Source organism: Bacillus sp. MM2020_4 (assembly GCF_011250555.1).
GTDB lineage: Bacteria > Bacillota > Bacilli > Bacillales > Cytobacillaceae > Neobacillus.
Map to the genome: position 1 here is coordinate 33,234 of NZ_JAANMZ010000001.1, position 23,747 is coordinate 56,980.

General features: G+C 39.4%; 22 protein-coding genes and 1 pseudogene. 19 read left to right on the top strand and 4 right to left on the bottom strand.

The window, feature by feature from the left end:
* Nucleotides 1–196 precede the first annotated feature (196 nt).
* Nucleotides 197–1,126: a DNA-3-methyladenine glycosylase family protein gene (locus tag G6554_RS00190; RefSeq protein WP_166237632.1), complete on the bottom strand. Its 930-nt coding sequence runs from the start codon at nucleotides 1,124–1,126 to the stop codon at nucleotides 197–199.
* A gap of 191 nt (nucleotides 1,127–1,317) precedes the next feature.
* Between G6554_RS00190 and G6554_RS00195 the strand changes: the two genes are divergently transcribed.
* From G6554_RS00195 to G6554_RS00205, 3 genes and pseudogenes are all read left to right on the top strand, one after another.
* A complete protein-coding gene (locus tag G6554_RS00195; protein WP_166237633.1) occupies nucleotides 1,318–1,836 on the top strand; it encodes a methylated-DNA--[protein]-cysteine S-methyltransferase in 519 nt (172 codons plus the stop codon).
* Nucleotides 1,837–1,923: 87 nt separating this feature from the next.
* A complete protein-coding gene (locus tag G6554_RS00200) occupies nucleotides 1,924–2,931 on the top strand; it encodes a DUF3231 family protein (protein WP_166237634.1) in 1,008 nt (335 codons plus the stop codon).
* Between the two features lie 110 nt (nucleotides 2,932–3,041).
* Nucleotides 3,042–3,968 (top strand): annotated as a pseudogene (locus tag G6554_RS00205) (aldo/keto reductase).
* A gap of 48 nt (nucleotides 3,969–4,016) precedes the next feature.
* On the opposite strand, the gene G6554_RS00210 reads toward G6554_RS00205, so the two are convergent.
* Nucleotides 4,017–5,348, bottom strand: coding sequence for a hemolysin family protein (locus G6554_RS00210; RefSeq protein ID WP_166237635.1), 1,332 nt, complete (start codon nucleotides 5,346–5,348; stop codon nucleotides 4,017–4,019).
* Nucleotides 5,349–5,610: 262 nt separating this feature from the next.
* On the opposite strand from G6554_RS00210, the gene yknW reads away from it, so the two are divergent.
* The 8 genes from yknW (at nucleotide 5,611) to G6554_RS00250 (ending at nucleotide 14,212) form a co-directional block, all read left to right on the top strand.
* Entirely contained in the window at nucleotides 5,611–6,282 is a 672-nt protein-coding gene (yknW, locus tag G6554_RS00215; protein WP_166237636.1) for a YknW family membrane protein, read from the top strand.
* Nucleotides 6,282–7,409 (top strand): efflux RND transporter periplasmic adaptor subunit, encoded by a 1,128-nt coding sequence (locus tag G6554_RS00220; RefSeq protein WP_166237637.1) that lies wholly within the window; start codon nucleotides 6,282–6,284, stop codon nucleotides 7,407–7,409. The genes yknW and G6554_RS00220 overlap by 1 nt, the downstream gene beginning before the upstream one ends.
* Nucleotides 7,406–8,098 carry an ABC transporter ATP-binding protein gene (locus tag G6554_RS00225; protein ID WP_166237638.1) on the top strand — a complete coding sequence of 231 codons (693 nt, stop codon included), beginning with the start codon at nucleotides 7,406–7,408 and terminating at the stop codon, nucleotides 8,096–8,098. The genes G6554_RS00220 and G6554_RS00225 overlap by 4 nt, the downstream gene beginning before the upstream one ends.
* Entirely contained in the window at nucleotides 8,095–9,288 is a 1,194-nt protein-coding gene (locus G6554_RS00230; protein WP_166237639.1) for an ABC transporter permease, read from the top strand. Before G6554_RS00225 ends, G6554_RS00230 begins: the two co-directional genes overlap by 4 nt.
* A 158-nt stretch (nucleotides 9,289–9,446) precedes the next feature.
* Nucleotides 9,447–10,613: a tryptophan synthase subunit beta gene (trpB, locus tag G6554_RS00235; protein WP_166237640.1), complete on the top strand. Its 1,167-nt coding sequence runs from the start codon at nucleotides 9,447–9,449 to the stop codon at nucleotides 10,611–10,613.
* A 177-nt stretch (nucleotides 10,614–10,790) separates the two neighbouring features.
* Nucleotides 10,791–12,473, top strand: a complete 1,683-nt coding sequence (locus G6554_RS00240) for an ABC1 kinase family protein (RefSeq protein WP_166237641.1) — start codon at nucleotides 10,791–10,793, stop codon at nucleotides 12,471–12,473.
* A gap of 61 nt (nucleotides 12,474–12,534) precedes the next feature.
* The gene (locus tag G6554_RS00245) at nucleotides 12,535–13,419 is read left to right on the top strand and encodes a GNAT family N-acetyltransferase (protein WP_166237642.1); all 885 of its coding nucleotides are present in this window, start codon (nucleotides 12,535–12,537) and stop codon (nucleotides 13,417–13,419) included.
* A 172-nt stretch (nucleotides 13,420–13,591) separates the two neighbouring features.
* Nucleotides 13,592–14,212, top strand: a complete 621-nt coding sequence (locus G6554_RS00250) for a YitT family protein (RefSeq protein ID WP_166237643.1) — start codon at nucleotides 13,592–13,594, stop codon at nucleotides 14,210–14,212.
* A 98-nt stretch (nucleotides 14,213–14,310) separates the two neighbouring features.
* Here the strand turns inward: G6554_RS00250 and G6554_RS00255 are convergent, their stop codons facing one another.
* Nucleotides 14,311–15,114 carry an alpha/beta fold hydrolase gene (locus G6554_RS00255; RefSeq protein WP_166237644.1) on the bottom strand — a complete coding sequence of 268 codons (804 nt, stop codon included), beginning with the start codon at nucleotides 15,112–15,114 and terminating at the stop codon, nucleotides 14,311–14,313.
* 529 nt (nucleotides 15,115–15,643) lie between these two features.
* Here G6554_RS00255 and G6554_RS00260 point away from each other — a divergent pair.
* The 6 genes from G6554_RS00260 (at nucleotide 15,644) to G6554_RS00285 (ending at nucleotide 20,916) form a co-directional block, all read left to right on the top strand.
* Nucleotides 15,644–17,278 carry a long-chain-fatty-acid--CoA ligase gene (locus tag G6554_RS00260; RefSeq protein WP_166237645.1) on the top strand — a complete coding sequence of 545 codons (1,635 nt, stop codon included), beginning with the start codon at nucleotides 15,644–15,646 and terminating at the stop codon, nucleotides 17,276–17,278.
* A gap of 18 nt (nucleotides 17,279–17,296) precedes the next feature.
* Nucleotides 17,297–18,076 (top strand): SDR family oxidoreductase, encoded by a 780-nt coding sequence (locus tag G6554_RS00265; protein WP_166237646.1) that lies wholly within the window; start codon nucleotides 17,297–17,299, stop codon nucleotides 18,074–18,076.
* A gap of 95 nt (nucleotides 18,077–18,171) precedes the next feature.
* Nucleotides 18,172–18,642: a hypothetical protein gene (locus G6554_RS00270; protein WP_166237647.1), complete on the top strand. Its 471-nt coding sequence runs from the start codon at nucleotides 18,172–18,174 to the stop codon at nucleotides 18,640–18,642.
* Nucleotides 18,635–19,246 (top strand): hypothetical protein, encoded by a 612-nt coding sequence (locus tag G6554_RS00275; protein ID WP_166237648.1) that lies wholly within the window; start codon nucleotides 18,635–18,637, stop codon nucleotides 19,244–19,246. Before G6554_RS00270 ends, G6554_RS00275 begins: the two co-directional genes overlap by 8 nt.
* 14 nt (nucleotides 19,247–19,260) lie before the next feature.
* Nucleotides 19,261–19,827, top strand: coding sequence for a polyhydroxyalkanoate biosynthesis repressor PhaR (locus G6554_RS00280; RefSeq protein WP_166237649.1), 567 nt, complete (start codon nucleotides 19,261–19,263; stop codon nucleotides 19,825–19,827).
* 21 nt (nucleotides 19,828–19,848) lie between these two features.
* Nucleotides 19,849–20,916 (top strand): alpha/beta fold hydrolase, encoded by a 1,068-nt coding sequence (locus G6554_RS00285; RefSeq protein WP_166237650.1) that lies wholly within the window; start codon nucleotides 19,849–19,851, stop codon nucleotides 20,914–20,916.
* A gap of 81 nt (nucleotides 20,917–20,997) precedes the next feature.
* Here G6554_RS00285 and G6554_RS00290 read toward each other — a convergent pair whose 3' ends face one another.
* Nucleotides 20,998–21,777, bottom strand: a complete 780-nt coding sequence (locus G6554_RS00290) for an alpha/beta fold hydrolase (RefSeq protein WP_166237651.1) — start codon at nucleotides 21,775–21,777, stop codon at nucleotides 20,998–21,000.
* A gap of 221 nt (nucleotides 21,778–21,998) precedes the next feature.
* Here G6554_RS00290 and G6554_RS00295 point away from each other — a divergent pair, with 221 nt between their 5' ends.
* Nucleotides 21,999–23,135 (top strand): sensor histidine kinase, encoded by a 1,137-nt coding sequence (locus G6554_RS00295; RefSeq protein ID WP_166237652.1) that lies wholly within the window; start codon nucleotides 21,999–22,001, stop codon nucleotides 23,133–23,135.
* Nucleotides 23,132–23,731, top strand: coding sequence for a response regulator transcription factor (locus G6554_RS00300; RefSeq protein ID WP_166237653.1), 600 nt, complete (start codon nucleotides 23,132–23,134; stop codon nucleotides 23,729–23,731). Before G6554_RS00295 ends, G6554_RS00300 begins: the two co-directional genes overlap by 4 nt.
* Nucleotides 23,732–23,747 lie beyond the last annotated feature (16 nt).

The following is a 23,747-nucleotide window of genomic DNA, read 5'->3' on the forward strand; positions in this document are numbered from 1 at the left end:
CTTTTATATATGTAATACTGCCGTTTCCTTCTTTCGGCAATCCCATACTGAAGTATATTATAACAAAACTAACGCACGATTAAGAATACTAAAATGTGATTCTAATGAATCATCCAATTACACATACCAGATAATGGGCACCCCTTAAACATCGGGTAATCCAGAATTTCTTGTTATTAATGGTACAACGCTTTATTTAATATAGAACACGCCATAGATAAAACGTGGCATAGGATTGCCAGCCCTCCCAGCGTATAGAAAGCTTCAAAAGCTCTTCCTTCGTAGGCTTATTCATCGCCTTGGTTAGATGCCTAATGGCGTTGTGCAGTCCGACATCATCAATCGGATATGCCGAGGGATTACGTAAGCAGCGCATAATTACATAATTCGCTGTCCATGGACCAATTCCGCGGATAGTAATTAAACCTTTTTCAGCTTCTTTAAGGTTTTCCATTCTCATTAATTTTTCTTTTGATAATTTACCGCTGGCCATTAATTGGGCAATGCCAATGATGTATTCACTCTTTTTCAATGTCATTTTAATATCAGCCAAATCTGCAGGTGTTAAGAGGGCAATTTGTTCGCAAGTTGGAAAGATCCAATAGATCCTCCCATTCCATTTGATTGAATCACCAAACTTTTCAACAAATTGTCTTTTTAAGCTGTAGGCAAATGCTAGATTGATTTGCTGCCCTAAAACTCCCCAACAAAGGGCCTCAAATAAATCGGGCACTCCGATTACACGTAAACCATAAAATTGTTGGACAGGCCACTTAAGTAGTGGGTCTGCTTTTGCCATAGCATAAAATGGTGTTAAATCGCGATCGAGATCAAACCATTCACGAATATATTGGACGACTTCAGCGCGCTGCGACCGGTTTAGAGGTCTGGACACGATTAAGAACCTGACGACCATTTGATTGCTGTCATTCACGTGTATTTGTACTAAAGTTCGTGTTTCGCCAACGACAATCACCCTCGTGATCATTTCGTTCTCAACCTCAAACAGACACTCATTTTTATTGCGCACTAAATAGTCAAGGTTGGCCTCACTATTAAAATCATCTGGTAGGTTGATGTGAATGTTCTCATCGATCTCCTGCCAATCTTGTTTATCTTCTTTCATTTCAATGCCTCCACGTTAATTTCTACTACTATTATCACAAAAATTACTTTCGATTTCTTGCCTTTCCATCCTGTATGCTTACCTACAGTCTAATCGAAGGTTATAATAGAAACTAGAGGTGGATCAATTGAAAATAGGAAATTTCAGTAGGAGAACCATTTCCGAAGTAATTGGATTGGAGGAACGACGTTATGAAACCAAAGAATAAGATGACGATATATTGGTCGCTGCTTACATTTAAGGATTGGAATCTAAATATAGCTGCTACAGACAAAGGACTATGTTACGTTGGGGCACTGAACAAGTCATTTGAGGAATTGACCATATGGGCGGAAAAGCAGTTTCCAGGGGCGCTTCTTGTGGAAGATAGGGAGGAGCTAGAGCCTTATGTAACGGAACTAATTGAATATTTCGAGGGGAAGCGGAAGAATTTCTCTGTCCCTTTTGATTATCAAGGTACAGATTTTCAAGTTGCTGTTTGGAATGCACTTTGTGAGATTCCGTTTGGGGAGACAAGGTCCTATTCCGATATCGCAAACCATATCGATAAACCGTCGGCAGTCCGTGCAGTAGGATCGGCCATTGGTGCAAATCCTGTATTGATTACTGTGCCCTGCCATCGTGTTGTTGGAAAAAATGGCTCACTCACAGGCTATCGCGGTGGATTAGAGATGAAGAAACAATTGCTTGGTTTAGAGCAAAAGTATTAAAAGTGGTTGATTAATCATATTTATAAATTTTTCTCTATTTGTGAATACTATCTCCATATAGATTAGATCATTGGAGTGGGTATACATATGGAGGACAAATCAAAGATACCATTAACAGCTGCCGAAATGAGTGGATTATGGACGCAATATATGAATGACTCATTGGCAGTGTGTGTAAATAGGTATTATTTAGAGACTGTGGAGGACGAGGAGGTTCGACCGATCGTTGAATTTACCTTAAACACGGCAAAAAAGAATATATTAATAATGGAGGATATATTTAAAAGAGAGGATTTCCCTACACCAATGGGATTTACCGACCAAGATGTAAACACAAAAGCACCAAAGCTGTTTTCTGATACGTTTGTCTTAACCTATCTGAGGCACATGTCAATTATTGCCATGCAGGCGAGTGGTGGTGTTTTAGGACTTGCCACTCGCCCTGATATAGTCACTTTTCATAAAAGTGTCCTAAACGCTGCTATTGAATTACAGGATTTAACACGGAACTTGTTGTTGAAACAAGGAACATACATAAAGCCACCCTACATCACACCACCTGATTCTGTAGAATTTGTAAAGCAGACTCATTTTTTAGCAGGCTTTTTGGGTAAGAAAAGGGCCATAACCTCAGTGGAAATCAGCCATTTATTTTTTAATTTAAAAACGAATGCAATTGGAAGAGCATTGATCACGGGATTTGCCCAAATAGCTGAGGACAAAGACGTGAAGCAGTTTTTTGTAAGAGGGATGCAAATGGCTCGGGATCATATGGATATCTTTAGTAACTTTTTAAAGGAAGAAGAACTGCCTGTTCCGATGAGTTCGGATGCAAATGTTTCAGATTGTACATCTAGGATTTTTTCTGACAAGCTAATGATGTTTCATATTGCAGCAATGAATACGTCAGGAATTGGTAATTACGCTATGTCAATGGCAGCAAGTCCGCGAAGGGATATTGGAATGAAATATGCCTCCTTAATACCGGAAGTGTCACTTTATGCTGAGGATGGTGCCAAAATAATGATTAGAAAAGGATGGATGGAGGAACCACCTCAAGCAGATGACCGGGAAGAGTTAGTCCAAGGACATTAGTCGTAATATGTTCACTTTAACAAATGCAGTGCTTTTAGAGAGCATTGCATTTTATTGTGCCTCCTGACAAGAGTATAATAAAAGAGAAAAAAATAAAAGGAGGGGACAAAATGAAATACATAAACATCGCTAATACTGACTTAACTGTTTCAAATATGATTATGGGCAATATGCGTTTAACACAGCTGTCATTGCCTGAATCCGAGAAGTTAATCAGAACAGCAATGGAGGAAGGAATCAACTTTTTTGATCATGCCGATATTTAGGGTAAGGGCAAGTGTGAGGAGATTTTTTCTGATGCCATTCAAATGAGTGCGAGCATTCGTGAAAAAATGATTATCCAAAGTAAATGCGGGATTATTTCACCAGAGGGCTATTTTGACTTTTCGAAGGAACATATCATTGCGTCTGTTAATGGGATTTTAAATCGATTAAAAACAGAGTATCTTGATATTCTGTTGCTGCATCGCCCAGATCCATTGATGGAACCTGCCGAGGTAGCGGAGGCGTTTGAGGAGCTGCACTCTAGCGGCAAGGTGAAGTATTTTGGTGTTTCAAATCATAATCCTGCACAGATTGAACTTTTACAAAAATATATACCGTATAAACTGGTGGTTAATCAACTCCAGTTTAGTATTGCGCATACACCGATGATTGACTCAGGTATTACCTTAAATATGAAGAATGACCAAGCGATAAACCGCGATAGCAGTATTTTGGAATATTGTCGTTTACATGATATTACGATGCAAGCATGGTCACCCTATCAGCACGGTTTCTTTGAAGGATCGTTTTTAGGTGATTTGGATCGTTTTCCAAAATTAAATGAAGTAGTAGACACCATTGCCGCAAAGTATGACGTAACGAATACTGCCATAGCCACTGCATGGATTACCCGTCATCCTGCTAACATCCAGGTGGTACTTGGCACAACCAATCCAGAGCGGATGAAAGCGGCATGTAAAGGTGCTGAAATCAGATTGACGAGGGAAGAATGGTATCAAATTTACAAGGCAGCGGGGAACATCGTACCATAAAAAGTTAAAAACGGACTGAATTTAAAATTCAGTCCGTTTTACTAGTCATTAAGATACCGATTTTTCAGGAAATGTTAACTCCTGTTCAGCCAGTTTCTGTATCTCCATAAATAATATATGATGTTCTTCCATTTCCTTTATTCTAAATGAAAATCCGTCCAATTCAATACTATCACCAATTTCAGCATCGAATTTTTTAGACAAAAACCAGCCGCCGATTGTGTCTAAATCCTTATTTGAAATCGATGTACCCAAAAGGTCATTGACTGTCTCAATAAGAACTTTACCGCTGATAATATAATGCTGGTCCTTGATCTTTCGGACCTCAGAAACTTCATCTGCATCAAATTCATCGCGGATTTCCCCAACAATTTCTTCAAGGATATCTTCAACCGTAACAATACCCGAAGTACCCCCGAACTCATCTAAAAGGATGGCCATATGGGTTCTTTCCTTTTGCATTTTCAACAGTAAATTTTGAATGGGGATCGTTTCAATTACGCTAATGACCGGTTTGACGAAAGGCTTAATCGACTTCTTATTTACAATGTCATTCGATATTTTTGTGGTTAAGATATCTTTGATATTCACAATACCAATAATGTTGTCCTTATCACCGTTAATAACGGGATAGCGTGTATATTTTTGTTCTTTCATGAGCGAAAGGATATTTTTCGGCTGATCATCGATAGAAATACCTACCATTTCAGTTCTAGGAACCATAATTTCTTTGGCAATCCGATTATTAAAATCAAATACGTTATTTACATAGGTTAATTCTGATTCATTAATTTCACCGCTTTGATAACTTTCAGAAAGAATTATCCTTAATTCATCCTCTGAATGGGCTAACTCGTTTTCTGAGGCTGGTTTAAGCCCGAATAGCCCCGTAATCTTCCTCGAGGAAGTATTAAGCAGCCAGATGAAGGGATAAAACAATTTGTAAAACCAGATCATCGGTCTAGCAAATAAAAGAGTAACCGTTTCAGCTTTCTGTATGGCAAAAGATTTAGGTGCCAATTCCCCGACAACCACATTAATAAATGTCACTAGGGCAAAGGAAATAACCATGGATAATATATGGGATATTGAATGATTGATATGAACAAGATTAAATAAAGGTTCAAGCAGTTTTGATACAGTTGGTTCCCCCAGCCAGCCTATCCCTAGCGCGGTAACGGTAATACCAAGCTGACAGGCCGATAAATATTCATCCAAGTGTGTTACTACCTGTTTGGCAGACTGTGCTCCCCTTTTTCCTTCATTCATTAATTGATCGATACGTGTACCTCTTACTTTTACAATCGCAAATTCTACCGCAACAAAAAATGCAGTTAGCGCGATAAGGATAGCAATGATGAACAAGTTTATTATGTCCAAATGGTTGGCCTTAACATAGTAAGGCTCACACCTCCAGTTGTATTTTTAATTAGTAATCTACTTTAATTGGGTAGTATTAACATGAACTAAAGTTCAATTATTGCACAACTATGTTATTTTGTCAATATAACATGAACTGAAGTTCATGTTTATCATCTGTGCTTTTCTATACAATTTTTCCAATTATTGACGAAACTTTCCCGTGTTTATATCGTATACTTAATAGGAATATTTTACATAAGTGGAAATAGAGGTGTATAAAATGGAATTGGAAAAAGAGATGCATGTGAAGAAAGAGAATCCGAGTTTGGTAGGAATGTTTACGAGTCCTGGGTTGCAATTTGAAAGAATTAAGGGGAATCCTAAAATTTGGGTGCCGCTGATTCTTATTAGTATTATTTATGTAATAGGAATGACGTTAATGGCGCTGTCGATGGACGTGGAAGCCTTAATTGATTCGGGGGTGCCGGAAGATCAAGCGGAAATAGTACTGGCGATTACAAAGGTAACGATTGCCGTTACAGGAATTTTTGCGCCCATTTTTGGTGTTCTTATTAGCAGTGTGATTCAATTAATTATTGCCAAAATTGCTAATGCAACGGTTACTTTTAAACAGTTATTTTCAATGAATACTTATATCATGATCATCGGGGCAATCGGGCTATTAGTAAACATGGCGATTAGGTTTGGAATTGGCGGAAATCCGGAAATCTATCTGACTAGTTTAGCAGGCTTGTTAAATTCAGAAAAGGCAGGTGTTTTAGGCTCATTTGAAGTGTTTGGGATCTGGGGCGTTATCTTAACCGCTTTAGGACTTCATAAAACAGCGCAATTTTCTAAAGGGCTGGCTTGGACAATTGCGATTGTCTTCTTCTTACTTCAAATTGGATTTGGCTTGATTGGCACACTATTTCAAGGAGCGCCGAAGCTATAATGAAGAAAAAATCGTGGATTGCAGTGTGTGTAATTAGCTTGGTGGTTATCATGATTTCCGTCAGCGTTTATCGGCAAGTTTTTGCAAAAGGTCCTTCTGTTAAAACAGCCGAAATCAAACAGGAGGAAATTTCCTCACAGCTGATGATTCCTGGTACGGTAAAGCTACAGGTAGAGCAAATGGTATATGCCGCCCCTGAAAAGGGAGAACTAAAGGAACTGCTTGTGGAAGAAGGGCAGGAAGTCAAGAAGGGAACTGTTGTGGCAAAACTTCAAAATCCTCAGCTTGACTTAGAAATCGAACAAAACAAATTAGCAATTGAATCGGCTAATTTGAAAATTAATCAAATGGATAAGAAAATAAAACAGCTGAAAGAGAAAGAAAAGACTTTAGCAGACCAGATTGGTAAGGAGGAAGCAAAGAAACAGCTGGTACCGGAGTTTGAACAGCTAGAGATGGAAAAGAAATTAGCAAATTTGGATTTGAAGCAAACTTCACTTCAAAAGGATATGATCGGCAAACGTCAAGCAGATTTAGAGATAAAGAGTACAATAGACGGTGTGGTGTTATCTGCGAAGAAGCCTGATTCTACTTCAGTGGATGGAACTATGGCTGTGCCCGTTATACATATTGGTCAGCTTGCAGAAATGACAGCGACCGGACTTTTATCTGAATATGACACGTTAAAAGTTAGCAGGGGACAAAAGGTGATCGTAAAGTCTGATGCTGTGCCTGGGCAGGAATGGCAAGGAGAAATTGCAAAGATTGCCATTCTACCGCAGCAAAGCCAAATAGGCACACAAAATGGCAGCCAGGCTGTCCAGTATCCCGTGACTGTAAAAATTTCAGGTGACATAAAGAACTTAAAACCGGGTTTCCAGGTAATTATGGAAATTGAGACTGAAAAAAGGACTGCTATGGTGCTGCCCATTGATGCAATCCATGATGATGGGGATAAGCCATCTGTGTTTATTATAAAGGATGGAAAGGCCAGTAAGCAGAAGGTGAAAACAGGGATTACATCCGGTGACAAGATTGAAATCCTTGAGGGTGTTGCAAAAGGAGATCGTGTCATTATTAAAGGACCCGATAATCTAAAGAACGGGTTGGAAGTGACAGTCAAATGATCCGGCTCGATTCCATCACTAAATCGTTTTTACTAGGAAAAGAACGTGTGCATGTATTAAATGGCATTAGCCTTGAGATAATCCAAGGTGAGTTTGTTGCCATTATGGGGCCCTCAGGTTCAGGGAAATCAACCTTAATGAATATCATTGGCTGTTTGGATAAGCCTTCTGAAGGGGACTACTACCTCGGAGGGGAAAATGTCTCGCATTATAATGATAAGGAATTGGCGCGGGTTAGGAATCAGTCAATCGGTTTTGTTTTTCAGCAATTTCATCTTCTGCCACGCTTGTCTGCATTAAAAAATGTTGAACTTCCGATGATCTATGCCGGGGTATCAAAAAAAGAGCGTCAGATCCGAGCAGAAGAGGCTTTAACGAAAGTAGGGCTGTCAGATCGGATGGAACATCTTCCTAATGCACTGTCAGGCGGACAAAAGCAGCGGGTAGCCATTGCTAGATCAATTGTGAATCGACCTAAGCTTATTTTAGCGGATGAACCGACAGGGGCACTTGATACGAAAACAAGTAAAGATATCATGGAACAATTTCGCGAGCTTAATATGGAAGGTGTAACCGTTATTGTTGTTACCCATGAGCCTGAAGTAGCGGAGTATGCCAATCGGACGATTATGGTTAGGGATGGAATACTTCAATCCCCTGCTGCGATGGAGAGGGGGCGGTTCAAATGAGTTTTATGGAAAACCTCTCCATGGCATTAAGTTCGCTTAAAGCACATAAGATGCGCAGTATTCTGACAATGTTGGGTATCATCATTGGGGTTGGTGCTGTCATTATTGTTGTGGCGATCGGACAGGGTGGAGAAGCGATGCTGAAATCTCAGATCACCGGTCCAGGCAATACCATTGAATTGTTTTATCAGCCCTCTGAAGAGGAAATGAGGGCCAACCCTAACGTCCTTATGCAAGCTCCATTTAAACAGGAAGATATCCGTGCCCTCGAACAAATTCCAGAAATTAAGCGGGTTGTCGCTTCGAGTACGCAATTATCTTCGGCCAGATTGCAAAAAGATGTTGTGGATATCTCGACTACCGGGATTAATCAAGCTTACCTGCAACTAAATGGGATAAAGGTGGCAAAGGGCAGAAGCTTAGCCACTTCCGATTTTCTTGGTGCCAGGCGTGCAGGACTCATTAGCGATAAATTGAAAGAGGAATTATTTAAGGAAGAAAATCCTGTTGGAAAAGTACTATTGCTAGGTAACCAACCAATCGAGATTATCGGTGTATTGGAAAAGCCGACGGGTCTCCTTGCATTTGGTTCAATGGAGGTTTACCTTCCCTTCCAAACTTGGAAAAATATGTACGGAAGCAGTGATTTTACCCAAGTAACTCTGCAAGCCGCCTCACCTGAACAGTTGCAGGTTGCTGGTAAAAAGGCGGCAAAGCTGCTCAATAATATGCATAATACAGAAAAATCCTATCAGGTAATCAATATGGAGGAAATCGCCCAAGGGATCGGTCAGATTACAAAAATCATGACGTTGATTATCGGGAGCATTGCTGGAATTTCATTGTTTGTTGGTGGTATCGGGGTCATGAACATAATGCTTGTATCTGTAACGGAAAGAACAAGGGAGATTGGTATCCGTATGGCACTGGGAGCAACTAGGGGACAGGTCTTAACCCAATTCCTCATTGAATCGATTACATTGACATTAATTGGCGGTATTTTAGGGATTTTCCTTGGCTGGGGGACTGCAACAATCGTCAGCTTCTTTGCCGGCTGGCCTTCATTGGTATCATGGCAAGTCGTGTTAGGAGGGGTTTTGTTTTCAATGATCATTGGTGTCTTATTCGGACTGCTTCCGGCCAATAAAGCCGCCAAGCTTGATCCGATTGATTCACTTCGGTATGAATAGTGATTATTTTTACAGCGTATGGTGCCTTTTTATGCATAACAACGTGGTTGATAAGTTGGCAGAATGGGCACAGTATGATAAAATAATTAATGAAATATTCAGTTAATTGATTCGGATTACTGATCCAAAATGATAGTTTAGAAGGAGACGAGACGAGGATGGAAAAAGTAAGTGTAGCGAGCAAAGGTTATTTTGGAGAATTTGGCGGCAGCTTTGTTCCTGATGATTTACAGAAAGTAATGAATGAACTTGAGGAACAATTTTTAAAATACAAGGACGACCGGGAATTCATAAAAGAATATAAATATTATTTGAAAGAATATATCGGCAGGGAAAATCCGCTGACATTTGCCGAAAATTTAACGAAGCAAATGGGCGGAGCAAAAATCTATCTCAAACGTGAGGATTTAAACCATACTGGTGCACATAAAATTAATAATGCGATTGGACAAATTTTATTAGCAAAACGGATGGGTGTGAAGCGGATTATTGCAGAAACGGGGGCTGGCCAGCATGGTGTTGCGACGGCAACAGCATGTGCCATGTTTGGGATGGAATGTATTATTTATATGGGCAAACTGGATACCGAGCGTCAGGCCTTGAATGTCTTTCGGATGGAATTATTGGGTGCGAAAGTTGTTCCCGTTGAAAAGGGGCAGGGCCGCTTAAAGGATGCTGTTGATGAAGCATTGGGTGACCTGGTGCAAAACTATAAAAATACTTTTTATTTACTAGGTTCGGCGGTGGGGCCGCATCCATATCCTACCATGGTCAAACACTTCCAAGCGATTATCAGCGAAGAATCAAAGCGCCAGATCCTTGAAAAAGAAAGAAAACTGCCAACTGCCGTGATTGCCTGCGCAGGCGGCGGCAGTAATGCAATAGGGGCGTTCGCCCATTATATTGATGAGCCAAATGTTCGTTTAATTGGGGCCGAACCGGCAGAAGCACCTACCTTAAGCGAAGGGGTTCCTGCGGTTATTCATGGCTTTAAATGTTTAACATTACTGGATGACAACGGTGATCCGAAACCAACATACTCCATTGCGGCAGGTTTGGATTATCCAGGTGTTGGTCCAGAGCATAGTTATTTGAAAACAAGCGGCAGAGCTGAGTACGTGACAGTCACTGGTCAAGAGGCTTTGGAGGCATTCCAATTGTTAAGTAAAACGGAAGGGATCATCCCGGCGTTAGAAAGCTCGCATGCGGTTGCCTATGCTATTAAACTGGCAAAGGAATTAACTCCAGATGACGTGTTGATTGTGAACCTTTCAGGCCGTGGTGATAAAGATGTTGAACAAGTTTTCCATATGTTAAAAAAATAAAAGCGGGACGGGTCGATTCAACAGACTCGTCCTTTTTATATAGGGTTATGAAAAATGACTAAAGATAAATCGAACATTTAAGGGACTTGGAAAAACATGATTGAAATTTGTGGAAAAAAATGAGATGGTGAAGTTGATTCCTTGTAAATAAAAATACTATATATTGGAGTAGAGAATATGATTAAGAAAAGAATCCGCCATATTCAACGCTACCGAGACATTGTCTATGCTTTTACCAAATATGGTTTCGGTTTTATCATAAATGAAATGGGACTTACTGAACTTTTAGCGGTTCCAAAAAAGGTATTTACTGAAGGAAATAAAACACTACGCCATAAAACTACTGGTGAAAGGATTAGGCTATTTTTGGAGGAGCTCGGTCCAACCTTTGTAAAAATGGGCCAAATTGCCAGTACGAGACCGGATTTGATTCCTGCTGATATTATTCAAGAACTGGTAAAACTTCAGGACCAGGTCCAACTATTTCCATTTAAGGAAGTCGAACGAATTATTGAACATGAATTCGCGGAATCAATGGAAACATTATTCGCTGCCTTTAGTGAGCAACCCCTGGCCGCAGCCTCAATTGGCCAAGTACATTATGCAGAACTGCATACTGGGGAGCGAGTAGCTGTTAAGATTCAACGTCCCAATATCCGAAAAATTATCGAAACGGATTTAGAAATTTTGCAGGATTTAGCTAGATTGGCAGAAACGAAATTAAACTGGGCGGAAAGATATCAAATACGTGATATAGTCGCTGAATTGGCGCAATCCATTCGCCTGGAATTGGACTATGAAATCGAGGGGAGAAATGCTGAAAAGATTGCTAGACAATTTATTACTAATCCTGATGTAAGAATTCCAAAGATCTACTGGGAAAACACCACTCCCAAAGTATTGACGATGGAATATTTAGAGGGCGTAAAATTGAATGAGGTCGAAAAACTTCATAAAGAAGGTTATGAAAGTAAAATCCTGGCGGAAAGGGTTGTAAACGCCGTCTTCCAACAAATTTTAATAGATGGCTTCTTTCATGGAGATCCCCATCCCGGAAATATTTTAGCCTTACCGGGGAACGCGATAGCTTTTATGGATTTTGGTATTGTTGGCCAATTAACACCGGAGATGAAGCAGTATGTTTCCTCTTTTGTAATAGCGATGATGAACCAAAATACCGATGAAGTTGTCAGAGTAATTACAAATATGGGTCTAGTGCCGGATGAAGTTAACCATAGAAAATTAAGAGCCGATGTTGATATGCTGCGGGAAAAATATAGCCATGTTCCCTTTAGCGAAATGAGCCTCGGCAGGGCAGTTAATGATTTGTTTTCAGTTGCCTTCCGTCATCGGATTAAAATACCAACTGATTTAACCATTTTAGGGAAGACACTGCTGACGATGGAAGGAATTGTTGAAAAGCTTAATCCGGAGTTAAGCATTATTAAAATTGCTAAACCGTTTGGAAGAAGATTGATAAAAGAACGGTTTCATCCAAAGAATGTAGCGGAAAAGGTCAGGATGCAGTTCTCTGAATATGAAGAAATCTTTACTGAAATGCCACAAACGTTAAAAGATATTACCACCATCATGAAAAAAGGGAAAATGAAAATAGAAATTACGACACCAGAGTTGGATTTATTTTTAAAGAAAGTAAATCGAATTAGTAATCGCATGTCTTTCAGTATAGTGCTCCTAGCATTTAGTATCATCATGGCTGGAGTAATTATTGGCGCATCATTATCGGGACAAACATCGACCATGCTGACAAAAATCCCAGCCATTGAAATTGGCTTTGTTATCGCCACAACTATGTTTCTATGGCTCTTATATTCCATTTTCAAATCGGGTCGATTTTAAATTCTGCGTAACAACTTTGATTAAGGACATAAAAGATACTTGTTCTAGGGAGATTAGGTAAATGGGAAAATTATTATTTGTTAAAGGGTATCACGATAACGAACGATTAAGGAACAGCTTTAACCAACTGGCTTTAAACACGTTTGGGATTGAGTTTGAAACTTGGTTTCAGCACGGATATTGGACAGAAAAATATCAACCATACTCCTACATAGATAACGGGATGGTGGTGGCCAATGTATCTGTAAATCTCTTAAATCTTGTAATTAGTGATGAGTCTAAACAAGCAATTCAAATTGGTACAGTCATGACGCACCCTGATTATCGGGATAAAGGGCTATCCAGAAGGCTGATGGAAAAGGTTTTAGAGGATTTTTGCCATGTTGACATAGTTTATTTATTTGCGAATCAAACTGTTTTAGATTTTTATCCGAAGTTTGGCTTTCAGAGGGTGGAGGAAGTGGAGTTTTCAATGAGTTACAGCCAAAAGCCCTCACCAAATCTACCAAAGATTAAAAAATTAGATGGCGGAAATTCTGATGATTTAGCATTCATCTATGCGTTGGCGGCTGATAGAGTTTCATGCTCGGGGACTTTTGGAACATCAGGCAGTGAGGAACTTTTCATGTTTTATAGTATTATGGTATTCAGTCAAGATCTCTACTATCTTGAAGAGGAAAAGGCGCTGGTCATCTTTCAAATTGAAGGTGATATCCTACACCTTTATGATGTAGTTTGTAGGGAGAAAGTAAATGCTCCTGGTATTTTGTCCAAGATTGCCGGAGAAAATATAAATAAAGTGGTATTCCACTTTCAGCCCGAGATGACAGAAGCTGCAAAGATGGACGTGCAGCCACACGAAACTAGAAATCCCCTCTTTATCAGAAACCAAACCAACGTCATCTTACCGGCCGTGTTTAAACATCCATTTACCTCACAGGCATAGAGTAAATGGTGCCTGTCACCATTGCTAACCTTCCGTTAGTGGCAAACTTGTTTTTGCTTCTGGCGGTTTTTATATTTTTATTGGTGCTGAGGTGAATTTTTTTTTGTTGCCGGAATATATTTAACCATAATTAGTGGCTGTAATTTGTCATTTGTATTGGAAAGGGGGGCTTATGTATTGGACAAGGGTCAGGTTTTATTTAAACCATAATAGGTCGGAAAATCTATCTATCTACAAGCGCGGTTGTTTTATCTTTTTGGGATCGTCTCTTGTCGCCCTATCCTTGCAATTACTATTGGTGAAAAATTTCGTCATTGACGGGGGCATTATTGGCATTAGCATTATTCTCTCTTATATTACCCGCGAGGAAGTGGGATTGTTTCTCTTACTGTTGAATACCCCTTTTTTCATTCTTGCTTATACCTACCTTGGAAGCAGGTTTCTCATACTTAGCCTATTCGCAATCCTTATTCTGTCAATAGGAACGTATCTACTTGAACCTTTACCTGTCTTAACCCATAATCCCATTTTAGTGATTTTCCTGGGGGGATTCAGTTTAGGGTTGGGTGTCGGAATCACTATTCGATATGGCGGCTGTTTAGATGGGACGGAGGTATTAGCCATCCTATTTAGTAAACGTTCTCCTTTTTCGATCGGGCAATATGTGCTTTTATTTAATTTATTCATCTTTGGAAGTTCTGTTTTCATATTTGGTTTATACGAGGCGATCTACTCATTAGCCACTTTTTGTGTCGCGTATAAAACAATTGATTTATCTATAAAGGGCCACTAATTATTAATCAGAAGCTATGTTTACTCTGGTTTCTAGTTTTTATTATTACTTATATAGAAAATGCCCGATCGCCATTATGACCGGGCATTTTCATATTCTTATTGTTTTCCTAAAAACTCTAGTATTTTTTTATTCACTAAATCAACGGCTTCGGTTACATAGATGTGTCCGGCCCCTTGAATAGTCAGAAATTCAGCTCCATTTATATTCTCCGCCAATGTAACTCCATTTTGATACGGAACTAATCTGTCTTCATTACCGTGTATGACTAGAGTCGGTACGGTAATTTGGTCAATCTCACTCGAGGTATCATGTGCCATGCAGGCTTGAAGCTGTAACATATAAGCATAGGGCTGAACCGGTAACTCAATTCGTTTTTGAATATCTTCGGCAATCCTATCTCGATGATTTTCAATAAAGAATTGACTGTAAAGTATCGGAACAGACGCCCATGCCATTTCTTCAGGGGTAGCAATGGAAGAAGCCCTTGAAAGCATGAGCATGGCGACATCTGAACTGGGTTGTACATGATCAACACCGCCCGGGGTTGTACATCCTAAGATGAGTGACCGAATTCGTTCGGGATATTTAAGGGCGAGCCTTTGGGCAATCATTCCCCCCATCGAAATTCCATATACGTGTGCGGTCTCAACACCTGATGCATCCAAAACAGCCCTTGCATCTTCCGCCATAAGCTCAATTGAATAAGGGGTATTAGGTTTACCGCTTAGTCCTACGCCGCGATTATCAAAGATAATGACCTTGTATTTTTCGCTTAGGGCTGGGACTGTTCTAAACCAAGATTTTGAATGAAGTGATAACCCCATTATTAATAATAAGGGTTCACCTTCACCATGGATTTCATAATATAAGTCAATTCCATTCGCATTCGTTATTGGCATGCAAACCACCACTCCTTTTCATCCAGATAATAGTAGATTATATGATAATAGGAACTTTAGAAGAACCGAAACTAGGAAAGAATACCATGCTGTTTGTATCGAACAAAATCATCTTTGTTTGTAACCAAGATCAGAGAAAGTCTTATAGAGATATACCATTCGTGTCTGGCAAGATCTGTTAACCCTAAACAAACTTTTGAAAAAATTAACATCTATTATGAAGTCGGTTAATACTCCGAGAAATATTTTCCGACAAACTTCGTCAAGCTCCACTGTAATTGGTAATGGGGATTTTATAAAAGCTGTGTGGTAGTAAGGAATTTTGAAAGGGTGAAAATTCCTTGTGTAGATCAGCATGCTCGATTGTGGAAAAATGTCGATAACGTTTGGTTTACAAAACAACACTTTGCGACAATAATCATAATTATATTAATATTCTAATTAATAAAGTATCCTGGCATCCAAGAAATGTAACAGCTTTTTAAAAGAATATTGATATGATCAAAAATTTTAGGAGGCATCGTTGTTTATGGTTTATCAGCAAAAGCCGTGGTTGAACATTTATGACTCAAGAATTGAAGAACATGTCAGTATTGAACATCATTCACTTTATAATTTCTTAGAAGATGCAGCAAACCGGTATCAGAATAAACCGGCATTTACCTTTTTTGGCAGGGTCTTGAGCTTCAATGAAACAAAAGCAATAACTGATCGTTTAGCCTCAGCATTACATAAAGAAGGCTTTAAAAAAGGTGACCGACTTTCCATCATGCTTCCGAATGCCCCGCACTATATTTTTGCACTTTTTGGGGTTTTTCGTCTTGGCGGTATCGCGGTTCAAGTAAATCCAATGTATGTAGAAAGAGAGATTGAACACGTATTAAATGATTCCGGTTCGGAATACATAGTTGTTCTAGATGCATTATATCCAAAGGTAAAAAAGGCACAGCCAAAAACGTCCTTAAAAAAGGTAATTGTGGTAAGCTTTGGCGGCCAGAAGATGGACCTTGCTGAGGGCGACTGTTATTTTGAAGAATTCCTTAACACTGAGCTTGACATACCTACTGTTGAGATCAATCGTGATGAGGATGTTGCCCTATTGCAGTATACGGGGGGGACTACCGGACTTTCCAAAGGTGTTATGCTTACACACACAAACCTTTTAGCTAATTTCAATCAAGTCTGTGATTTTGCCTATAAAACATGTGAGGATAAGCCGGAAGATTTTAAAATGATTACTGTCCTGCCAATGTTCCATGTTTACGGTCTTTCCAGTACTGCCCTTTGTGGAATTAGAGAAGGTGCGAACCAAATCCTGTTGCCACGATTTGATCCGAAAGAGATTATGGAGATCGTTAAGCGCGAAAAGCCTTTCCAAATGTCAGGCGTACCTACGATGTTTTTTGCCTTAAACTCTAGCCTTGGTCTAGAGGAATGCGGCTTTGATGATCTTTACTATATAAGTTGTGGCGGTGCACCATTGCCAGTGGAAGCGGCAAAATTATTCGAAAAGCGTACAGGTGCCATGCTTCTGGATGGATATGGACTATCTGAGGCAGCTCCAACGGTTATTTTTAACCCTCCGTTTGTGCCTAGAAAATATGGCAGTATCGGCATCCCAGTCCAAAGCACCACAGTTCGAATCGTCCAAGAAACAGATGATGGTTATGTGGATGCGCCAGTTGGAGAAGAGGGTGAGTTAATTGTCCAAGGCCCGCAGGTGATGAAAGGCTACTGGAATCTTCCAGAAGAGACAGCTGCTACATTGAAGGACGGTTGGTTATTTACCGGTGATATTGGCAAAATGGATGCGGAAGGCTATTTTTATATCCTTGATCGGAAAAAGGACATGATTATTGCAAGCGGCTACAATGTGTATCCGCGTGAAATCGAAGAAGTCCTATATCAACTTGAAGCGATTGAAGAAGTGCTTGTTGTCGGAGTACCTGATCCATATCGCGGAGAAACAGTGAAGGCCTATGTCAAGCTAAAACCGGGACATACGATTTCAGAAGAGGAAATCAAACAATATGGTAAGGAAAATCTTGCACCGTATAAAGCTCCAAAAGATGTAGAAATACGTGAGGATCTGCCTAAATCAACGGTTGGAAAACTATTAAGAAGAGTACTAAAAGACCAGGAGAAAATGAAAGTTAAAGCTTAATCGAATGAGGTGAGGAAAATGAATATTCAGGATTTGTTTAGCTTAAAAGGAAAAACGGCAATTGTTACTGGCGGCGGAAGAGGGTTAGGGCAGCAAATTGCCATAGCCTATGCGGAAGCAGGGGCCAATATTGTTGTTTGCTCAAGAAATGTCGATGCCTGCAAGCAATTTACGGAAGGGCTTCAAGAAAAAGGAGTTCGTGCACTTGCTTTAAAATGTGATGTATCTAATTCGAATGACATTCAGCATGTGGTAGACGAAACAATGAAGGAATTTGGCAGAATTGATATTTTAGTCAATAATAGCGGGACTAGCTGGGGAGCGCCTGCACTCGAGATGCCTGCCGATAAATGGGATAAGGTGATGGATATTAATCTCAAGGCCGTTTTCCTATTTTCTCAGGCCGTTGGCAAAATTATGGTCGAGCAAAAATCCGGTAAGATTATTAATATTGCATCGATTGCCGGTATGGGCGGGCAAGACCCTTTAGTCATGGATGCGATTGGCTATTCTGCCAGTAAGGGTGCGGTCATTACCTTAACAAAGGATTTAGCTGTTAAATGGGCTCCATATAATGTTCATGTAAACGCGATTGCCCCTGGTTTTTTCCCGACAAAAATGGCAAAAGCCATCTTGGATTATTCAGGCGAAAAGATTCTTGAACGGACACCTGCAGGCCGCTTCGGATCGGATGATGATATGAAAGGTCCGGCATTGTTCCTAGCTTCAGATGCTTCAGATTATGTTTTTGGCCATGTTTTGATTGTCGATGGCGGAACAACGGCAGGGGTTCAATAACTTTTCATTTTTAATTGAATATAATGATTGACTTAATGGCTTGTATTTATTATGTTTAGGTAAACATACCAACTGGTTAGTTAAGAGGGAAAGTCATGGATTCAAAGCAACGTGATCTCGTTTCATTCTATAAAAAAATCGAAGCACAGATGAATAAAAGAATCCATGCAAAGACCAATACACGAACCTTTACAAAGGCTTTTGGAAGGGCAATGGAGGCCCATCTGAAAAAGGCAAGGATTCACAGAAGGTTAACAACTAGGTGGTTAAATCGGCAAGGACTTGCGAATAAGGATGAACTAGCAGCCATTTCTAACAGAATAATAGTTTTTGAAGAAAAGATTGATCTAATGGATGATTCCATCTTTTCCATGAACAAGACCATAAAGGAAAATGATATCCAGTTAAAAATGATTCGGAAATCGTGGGATGAATGGTTTATTTTTCTAAAGAGTGAAGTAAAGTCAATACACGATAACAAGATCAATACACTAGAAAAAGAACTTCAGGAATTAAAGCAATTATTTCATAATGAATTGGATTGGGAGGAGAATGAAAATGACTGAAACAAACGAAAAGGTACTAGGGAGTCAAGAAACGGAGGGCAGCCTTGAAACGAGCCTTGACCTATTATGGAAACTTGGTTTTGACGAGGTAGATGCATGGGCGGAGCGTTTCAATAAACGTGATGAACGTTTCCTAGCGGCAGTGAAGAACTTCGTCGAAAAGGTAAAACAAAATCAAGAAAATGTGATCACGATTGCCGCACAATTTAGCGTGGAACTAAAGGATTGGGAAAAAGCAGCACGTGAGGAATTCCTAGCAACCACCACGCCATTACAGCATTTCTTCCCGGTTAAATCATATGAAGAAATCAATCAAGTTGTGGAAGACATTCAAAACAAAACAGCCCAATTATTGTTAACGCCTGCACAAGCATTAACAACCGGTCAATTTCAAGCTCTTGATAAGTATTTAGAAACAGTTGAACAATATATTTCTTTCAGAAAAAAAGCGAGAGAAAAATATATTGAAAGTGTCAAGAAAACAACAAATGTCTTATATGAAAACCAAAAATTATTTGTGAATTTATTTGCAAAGCAAGTAAAAACCGCGATGTTCCCATTTCAAAAGTACATGAAAAGTGTATCAGATTTAACAAAAGCGTAACGAGGTGAATGTAGATGTCTGGGAAAAAGCCTTACGATCCATATGAATCCCTTCATAAGTTTAGCTTATTATGGGAAAAACAGGTTAATGATTTTATCTATCTTTGGACAAATAATAAGGAATTTGTGAAAATGTCTCATTTAGGAACGGAATTTCATTCCCGTTCGCTTGAAACATTCAAAAAAAATCAAGAGGCAATTGCAAGTATGTTAAATTTGCCTACTAAAAATGATGTGACGAATGTAGCGAGCCTAACGCTTCAAGCAGAGGAAAAAGTGGAGGCTTTAGAGGAGCAAATATGGGAGCTGCAGGATGCCGTAAAATCTCAAAGTAAAGAGATTGAAAGTGTTGTTGCGGTATCTAAGGAAGTTATTAAACTAACAAAGCAATTGAAGACAGAGTTAGTAAAAACAAAAAAGGATCTGGCCGATACCAAGGATTTACATGCTGAACTTCAGGAATTGAAATTTGAATTATTGAAACTAAATGATTTTAAAGAGGAATTTGAGACCATCAAGGGTCTTATTAAACAGGACAGGGCGTCAGAACCAGTATTAACTGGTGCTGGATCAGGAAATTAATAGAAAGGAGCGAAAAACACCTTGGCGATAGAATCACCTTTTAAAGGATTCATTCCAGAGTTGGATGTTGAAAAAGAAAAGAAGCGCTGGGAACAACTGTTTAAGGTTTTTAGTGAGCCGGAGCCAAAGATTGGTCATACACCAAGAAATGAAGTATGGCGAAAAAATAAATCGGTATTATGGCATTATCCAGCGAAACAGAAAAAATACGAAATCCCATTATTTTTCGTGTATTCCCTATTTAATAAACCATATATCTTAGATATCGCTCCAAAGGCAAGTGTGATTGAAGGACTTACCAATATGGGTTATGAGGTGTATTTATTAGATTGGGGTTCCCCTGGCTATGAAGATAAAAAGATGGGTCTCGACACCTACATTGAAAAGTACCTAAAGACGGCTGTTAAGCGGGCAATTCGCCATTCAGGTGCGGAAGAAATTACCCTTATCGGTTATTGCTTAGGGGGCACGATTGCATCTATTTACACTTCGATTGCCGATGAGCCAATAAAAAATTTGATTGTAGCAACGGTTCCGATTGATTTTAACCCTTTTATCGGTCCAGATCAATGGGCAGAAGGCATGAGGCAGGGCGATATCAACATTGACCGTTTTATTGATGTGTACGGGGTGGTCCCGCCGCAATTGGTAGAGGGGATGTTCAGGGCAATTGGGGCGCCAATTTATTTTACGAACTATACCATGCTATTAAGCCGAGCGCACGATCAGCGCTATGTTGATAAGTGGCGCAGGATGAATAGATGGACATTGGATCAAGTCCCTTTTGCAGGTGAAGCCTATAAACAATTAGCCAATGACCTTTTTAAAGAAAACAAGCTTGTTAAAGGCGAATTGATGATTGGCAATAAAAAGGTAGACTTGAAGAATATCACAGCAAACTTGTATGTAGTTTCCGGGTCAAGAGATAATTTAATTTTGGAAGAGCAAAGTAAACCATTAATGGATTTGGCCTCAAGCGAGGATAAAACCTATGTTTCGGTTGAAGCAGGCCATGTTAGTCTGGCACTTTCCGGACTATTCGCAAAAATCGTCGATCAATGGGCATCCAGTCGTTCAAATCAGCTTTAACAAGATTTTGTAATAATGTTGGGTACATGTAAATAAATTATTTATAGGCAAATAAGTAGGGGAAGGATGAGTCCTTCCCCCTTAGCTTGCCATTTTATGCTTATTTAAAAAATTTCGCAGGACTTTGTTAAATTCATCCTTGGCCTCGAGTTTTGCAATATGGCCGGTATTCCTGAAAATGACAAATTCCGAATGGGGAATTTGTTTGTGCATCAACAATTGAACCCAGACAGGAATAACAGAATCATATTGTCCACCTATGATTAAAGTAGGGACATTGATAGTTGATAATAAGCCTAAATTATTTACTTTAAGGCAAGCCTCCATTGATTTGAAATAGAATTCACTATTTGGCCTGTAAAATTGATAAAATTCTTCGAAATTCTCTCTTGTCCAGGAATAAAGACATATCTTTGCAGCCGTTTCCCTGAGGACATCTGGGGATTTATTTTCAGCACGGGCCTGACGATATTTTAAAAAAAGCTTTCCCAAATTTTTTGGGGCATAGTGGAAGGTGCTGACAAGCATTAATGAACGGCACATTTTAGGAGCCTGGCGATAAATTTCTTGTGCTACCATACCACCCATTGACAAACCGCAAATGTGTGCGCTTTCAATCCCAAGACCTTTTAAAAGAGTAATGATGTCATGAGCAAAGTTTTTGATGGAGATTTCACCTGGTGATTGATACTCACCGTGTCCACGTAAATCCGGTATAATTAAATCGTATTGTTCAGCAAATTCAAATTGCTTCGACCAACCCTCTTTTACCTCTCCAAGACCATGAATAAAAACTAATGGTTCACCAGCGCCAAACCGCAAATAAGGAATATCGGAGCATAACTTAAATAATTCTCCCAATGTGGATTCCTCCTAATGTTTTTATTAACATATGTTGCCTAGATTTGCGAGGTGTAAACATTTATAATATTCTGATTAGTTAAGTATACCGAGGCTATAATCATTTTATTACCTTATATATGTAAATTACATATATAAAACAAGCGTGATTTTTTGAATGTGAAAGCATTGTACGGTAATATAGAGCTAGTAAGGTAATTTTTTGCAAATGAGGTCTTGGAATGATTAAAAGGTATTTCACTTTTGAAAAAAATAATGGCATTGCACCATATACATGGACGATTCTTTGCATATTACCTTTTTACTTTATATTTCAATCCCCTTCTACAATTGAAATAGTTGTTGGGATATTACTTACCTTGGTATTCTTTATCCTCTACCGGATTGCATTTATGTCAAAAGGCTGGCCAGTGTATCTATGGACATTGATTCTCATTGGAATCTCCATCACAGCCTCAAGCCTTTTTAGTTATGTTTATTTTGCCTTTTTCTTGGCCTATTTTATCGGCAATATAAAAGAACGGATTCCCTTTTTCACTTTATATTTTATTCATTTGATTAGTACTTCTGCTGCAATTAATTTTAACATCGTCGTTCACGAGAAATTATTCTTAACACAGCTTCCTTTTGTTATTATCATTTGGATAAGTGTCATCCTCCTCCCGTTTAGCATCCATAATCGGAAAGAGCGAGGACAGTTAGAAGAAAAACTGGAAGATGCAAACAAAAGGATTTCAGAACTGATCAAAATTGAGGAGCGGAATCGTATTGCTCGTGACCTTCATGATACACTTGGACAAAAGCTGTCATTGATTGGTTTGAAGTCAGATTTGGCGCGGAGATTGATTGTAAAGGATCCAGAGCAGGCGCGCCAAGAATTAAAGGATGTTCAACAAACAGCCCGGACAGCGTTAAGCGAAGTCAGAAAAATGGTTTCTTCGATGCGAGGTATTCGCTTAAAAGATGAGATTCTTCGTGTAAAAGAAATCATCAAAGCGGCTCAGATCAATTTTGAATCTGAAGGCGATTTTAACTTGGCAAATGTGTCGCTTTTAACTGAGAATATATTAAGTATGTGTTTGAAAGAGGCCGTAAACAATGTGGTGAAACATAGTGAAGCTAATTCCTGTTTCATATCAATCGAGCAAACGTGGAAGGAAACCGTGATGACGATTCGTGACGACGGTGTCTTTAAGAATGGAACAGGGATTTTAGCTGAGGGTCATGGCCTAATTGGAATGAAGGAACGGCTGGAATTTATCAATGGCAATCTTAAGCTAGTTACAAAGGGCGGAACTACATTAATTATTAGCGTGCCCAATGATGTCAAACCATTAGAAAAGGAGGGACGTAAATGATTAGAATCGTTATCGCTGAGGACCAGCAAATGCTTTTAGGTGCCTTTGGCTCACTGCTTAGTCTTGAAGAGGATATGGAGGTAATTGGAAAAGCCTCAAACGGCGAGGAAGCCGTAGCGTTAGTAAAGAAATTTCTGCCTGATGTTTGCATTATGGATATTGAAATGCCGGGTAAGAGTGGTCTTGAGGCGGCTGAAGAGGTTAAAGGATTAGGCTGTAAAGTAATCATTTTAACCACCTTCGCCCGAACTGGTTATTTTCAACGTGCGTTAAAGGCTGGTGTCAGTGGATATTTGTTGAAGGATAGTCCAAGTGAAGAGTTGGCGAGCTCCATTCGAAACGTCATGGCAGGCAGACGAATTTATGCACCCGAATTGATGGACGATGTGTACGGGGAGGAAAATCCGCTAACTGATCGTGAGAAAGAAGTGTTAGAGCTTGTTGCAGATGGAAAGAACACGAAAGAAATCGCTGAAGAGCTTAGCATTAAAACCGGAACTGTCCGTAACTATATTTCCATTATTTTAGACAAACTCGAAGTGAAAAATCGTATTGAGGCCATCACCCAATCAAAAGAAAAAGGATGGTTTAAATGATATGCCGGCAGCCGAT

Coding starts and splice junctions, on each gene's coding strand:
- G6554_RS00280 (WP_166237649.1), top strand. CDS start 19,261: ATGTCTGGGAAAAAGCCTTACGATCCATATGAATCCCTTCATAAGTTT.
- G6554_RS00270 (WP_166237647.1), top strand. CDS start 18,172: ATGGATTCAAAGCAACGTGATCTCGTTTCATTCTATAAAAAAATCGAA.
- G6554_RS00300 (WP_166237653.1), top strand. CDS start 23,132: ATGATTAGAATCGTTATCGCTGAGGACCAGCAAATGCTTTTAGGTGCC.
- G6554_RS00295 (WP_166237652.1), top strand. CDS start 21,999: ATGATTAAAAGGTATTTCACTTTTGAAAAAAATAATGGCATTGCACCA.
- G6554_RS00200 (WP_166237634.1), top strand. CDS start 1,924: ATGGAGGACAAATCAAAGATACCATTAACAGCTGCCGAAATGAGTGGA.
- G6554_RS00255 (WP_166237644.1), bottom strand. CDS start 15,114: ATGCCAATAACGAATGCGAATGGAATTGACTTATATTATGAAATCCAT.
- G6554_RS00245 (WP_166237642.1), top strand. CDS start 12,535: ATGGGAAAATTATTATTTGTTAAAGGGTATCACGATAACGAACGATTA.
- G6554_RS00195 (WP_166237633.1), top strand. CDS start 1,318: ATGAAACCAAAGAATAAGATGACGATATATTGGTCGCTGCTTACATTT.
- trpB (WP_166237640.1), top strand. CDS start 9,447: ATGGAAAAAGTAAGTGTAGCGAGCAAAGGTTATTTTGGAGAATTTGGC.
- G6554_RS00230 (WP_166237639.1), top strand. CDS start 8,095: ATGAGTTTTATGGAAAACCTCTCCATGGCATTAAGTTCGCTTAAAGCA.
- G6554_RS00240 (WP_166237641.1), top strand. CDS start 10,791: ATGATTAAGAAAAGAATCCGCCATATTCAACGCTACCGAGACATTGTC.
- G6554_RS00260 (WP_166237645.1), top strand. CDS start 15,644: ATGGTTTATCAGCAAAAGCCGTGGTTGAACATTTATGACTCAAGAATT.
- G6554_RS00225 (WP_166237638.1), top strand. CDS start 7,406: ATGATCCGGCTCGATTCCATCACTAAATCGTTTTTACTAGGAAAAGAA.
- G6554_RS00265 (WP_166237646.1), top strand. CDS start 17,297: ATGAATATTCAGGATTTGTTTAGCTTAAAAGGAAAAACGGCAATTGTT.
- G6554_RS00190 (WP_166237632.1), bottom strand. CDS start 1,126: ATGAAAGAAGATAAACAAGATTGGCAGGAGATCGATGAGAACATTCAC.
- G6554_RS00220 (WP_166237637.1), top strand. CDS start 6,282: ATGAAGAAAAAATCGTGGATTGCAGTGTGTGTAATTAGCTTGGTGGTT.
- G6554_RS00250 (WP_166237643.1), top strand. CDS start 13,592: ATGTATTGGACAAGGGTCAGGTTTTATTTAAACCATAATAGGTCGGAA.
- G6554_RS00275 (WP_166237648.1), top strand. CDS start 18,635: ATGACTGAAACAAACGAAAAGGTACTAGGGAGTCAAGAAACGGAGGGC.
- yknW (WP_166237636.1), top strand. CDS start 5,611: ATGGAATTGGAAAAAGAGATGCATGTGAAGAAAGAGAATCCGAGTTTG.